Source organism: Mycobacterium syngnathidarum (genome assembly GCF_001942625.1).
In the GTDB taxonomy this organism is placed as follows: domain Bacteria; phylum Actinomycetota; class Actinomycetes; order Mycobacteriales; family Mycobacteriaceae; genus Mycobacterium; species Mycobacterium syngnathidarum.
Genome location: NZ_MLCL01000043.1, coordinates 1 through 3445, shown reverse-complemented (window position 1 = coordinate 3445; position 3445 = coordinate 1). Strand labels below are relative to the sequence as shown.

Annotated in this window: 2 rRNA genes; both read left to right on the top strand. The window is 55.4% G+C overall.

What is annotated here, in order from left to right:
• The first annotated feature begins 49 nt into the window (after positions 1–49).
• Positions 50–3170, top strand: a 23S ribosomal RNA gene (locus tag BKG60_RS13615).
• A gap of 151 nt (positions 3171–3321) precedes the next feature.
• Positions 3322–3435, top strand: a 5S ribosomal RNA gene (gene rrf, locus BKG60_RS13610).
• The last annotated feature ends 10 nt before the right edge of the window (positions 3436–3445 follow it).

The window sequence follows — 3445 nt, the reverse complement described above, 5'->3', positions numbered from 1 at the left end:
TGTGTGTTGATGTGCAATTTCTTTTGAAACTCATTTTTTGGTTTTTGTGTTGTAAGTGTTTAAGGGCGCATGGTGGATGCCTTGGCACTGGGAGCCGATGAAGGACGTTGGAGGCTGCGATATGCCTCGGGGAGCTGCCAACCGAGCGTTGATCCGAGGATGTCCGAATGGGGAAACCCAGCACGAGTGATGTCGTGTTACCCGTCACTGAATACATAGGTGTCGGGAGGGAACGCGGGGAAGTGAAACATCTCAGTACCCGTAGGAAGAGAAAACAAAAGTGATTCCGTGAGTAGTGGCGAGCGAAAGCGGAGGATGGCTAAACCGTATGCATGTGATACCGGGTAGGGGTTGTGTGTGCGGGGTTGTGGGACCTGTTTTTCCAGTTCTATCCGACTGGAGGGTAGTGAGAAAATGTTGTGGTTAGCGGAAATGGTTTGGGATGACCTGCCGTAGACGGTGAGAGCCCGGTACGTGAAAACCTGACATCTACCTTAATGGTGTTCCCGAGTAGCAGCGGGCCCGTGAAATCTGCTGTGAATCTGCCGGGACCACCCGGTAAGCCTGAATACTTCCCAGTGACCGATAGCGGATTAGTACCGTGAGGGAATGGTGAAAAGTACCCCGGGAGGGGAGTGAAATAGTACCTGAAACCGTGCGCTTACAATCCGTCAGAGCCCTCGCTTTGCGTGGGGTGATGGCGTGCCTTTTGAAGAATGAGCCTGCGAGTCAGGGACATGTCGCGAGGTTAACCCGGGTGGGGTAGCCGCAGCGAAAGCGAGTCTGAATAGGGCGTATCCACACAACAGTGTGTGGTGTAGTGGTGTGTTCTGGACCCGAAGCGGAGTGATCTACCCATGGCCAGGGTGAAGCGCGGGTAAGACCGCGTGGAGGCCCGAACCCACTTAGGTTGAAGACTGAGGGGATGAGCTGTGGGTAGGGGTGAAAGGCCAATCAAACTCCGTGATAGCTGGTTCTCCCCGAAATGCATTTAGGTGCAGCGTCACATGTTTCTTGTTGGAGGTAGAGCTACTGGATGGCCGATGGGCCCCACAGGGTTACTGACGTCAGCCAAACTCCGAATGCCGACAAGTCCAAGAGTGTGGCAGTGAGACGGCGGGGGATAAGCTCCGTGCGTCGAGAGGGAAACAGCCCAGATCGCCGGCTAAGGCCCCTAAGCGTGTGCTAAGTGGAAAAGGATGTGCAGTCGCGAAGACAACCAGGAGGTTGGCTTAGAAGCAGCCACCCTTGAAAGAGTGCGTAATAGCTCACTGGTCAAGTGATTGTGCGCCGATAATGTAGCGGGGCTCAAGCACACCGCCGAAGCCGCGGCAGCCACTTTGTGGCTGGGTAGGGGAGCGTCCTGCATCCGGTGAAGCAGCAGAGTGATCTAGCTGTGGAGGGTGTGGGAGTGAGAATGCAGGCATGAGTAGCGAATAGGCAAGTGAGAACCTTGCCCGCCGAAAGACCAAGGGTTCCTGGGCCAGGCCAGTCCTCCCAGGGTGAGTCGGGACCTAAGGCGAGGCCGACAGGCGTAGTCGATGGACAACGGGTTGATATTCCCGTACCCGTGTATGTGCGTCCCTGATGAATCCATTGTGCTAACCATCCAAAACCACCGTGACCAATCCCTTCGGGGTGCGGCGTTGGTGGGGCTGCGTGGGACCCCGGTGGGTAGTAGTCAAGCGATGGGGTGACGCAGGAAGGTAGCCGTACCAGTCAGTGGTTGTACTGGGGTAAGCCGGTAGGGCGAAACGTAGGCAAATCCGCGTTTCATGTGCCTGAGAGGTGATGCATAGCCGTTTGAGGCGAATTCGGTGATCCTATGCTGCCAAGAAAAGCCTCTAGCGAGGACATACACGGCCCGTACCCCAAACCAACACAGGTGGTCAGGTAGAGAATACTAAGGCGTACGAGTGAACTATGGTTAAGGAACTCGGCAAAATGCCCCCGTAACTTCGGGAGAAGGGGGACCCCCATATCGTCAAGGCTCTTGCGGCCGGCAGCGGGAGGGGGTGGCACAAACCAGTGAGAAGCGACTGTTTACTAAAAACACAGGTCCGTGCGAAGTCGCAAGACGATGTATACGGACTGACGCCTGCCCGGTGCTGGAAGGTTAAGAGGACCTGTTAACCCTTCGGGGTGAAGCAGAGAATTTAAGCCCCAGTAAACGGCGGTGGTAACTATAACCATCCTAAGGTAGCGAAATTCCTTGTCGGGTAAGTTCCGACCTGCACGAATGGCGTAACGACTTCTCAACTGTCTCAACCATAGACTCGGCGAAATTGCACTACGAGTAAAGATGCTCGTTACGCGCGGCAGGACGAAAAGACCCCGGGACCTTCACTACAACTTGGTATTGGTGCTCGATACGGTTTGTGTAGGATAGGTGGGAGACTGTGAAATTCACACGCCAGTGTGGGTGGAGTCGTTGTTGAAATACCACTCTGATCGTATTGGGCCTCTAACCTCGGACCGTATATCCGGTTCAGGGACAGTGCCTGGTGGGTAGTTTAACTGGGGCGGTTGCCTCCTAAAATGTAACGGAGGCGCCCAAAGGTTCCCTCAACCTGGACGGCAATCAGGTGTTGAGTGTAAGTGCACAAGGGAGCTTGACTGCGAGACGTACATGTCGAGCAGGGACGAAAGTCGGGACTAGTGATCCGGCACCTCTGAGTGGAAGGGGTGTCGCTCAACGGATAAAAGGTACCCCGGGGATAACAGGCTGATCTTCCCCAAGAGTCCATATCGACGGGATGGTTTGGCACCTCGATGTCGGCTCGTCGCATCCTGGGGCTGGAGCAGGTCCCAAGGGTTGGGCTGTTCGCCCATTAAAGCGGCACGCGAGCTGGGTTTAGAACGTCGTGAGACAGTTCGGTCTCTATCCGCCGCGCGCGTCAGAAGCTTGAGGAAATCTGTCCCTAGTACGAGAGGACCGGGACGGACGAACCTCTGGTACACCAGTTGTTCCACCAGGAGCACCGCTGGATAGCCACGTTCGGACAGGATAACCGCTGAAAGCATCTAAGCGGGAAACCCCCTCCAAGACCAGGCTTCTCACCCTTTTAGAGGGATAAGGCCCCCCGCAGACCACGGGATTGATAGACCAGACCTAGAAGCCCAGCAATGGGTGCAGGGAACTGGCACTAACCGGCCGAAAACTTACAACAACCAACAAACACCACCATGTTTGAGTTACGTAAGACGCACATCCTGACCTCGCAACCACATCCATAAACACCCACACACTTGTGTGTCGGCGTGCCACCGCACCCCACCACCAAAACACAAGATGTACACTCACAAACGGGTGAATAAAGTTACGGCGGTCCATAGCGGCAGGGAAACGCCCGGTCCCATCCCGAACCCGGAAGCTAAGCCTGCCAGCGCCGATGATACTACCCACACGGGTGGAAAAGTAGGACACCGCCGAACACAAATTAAG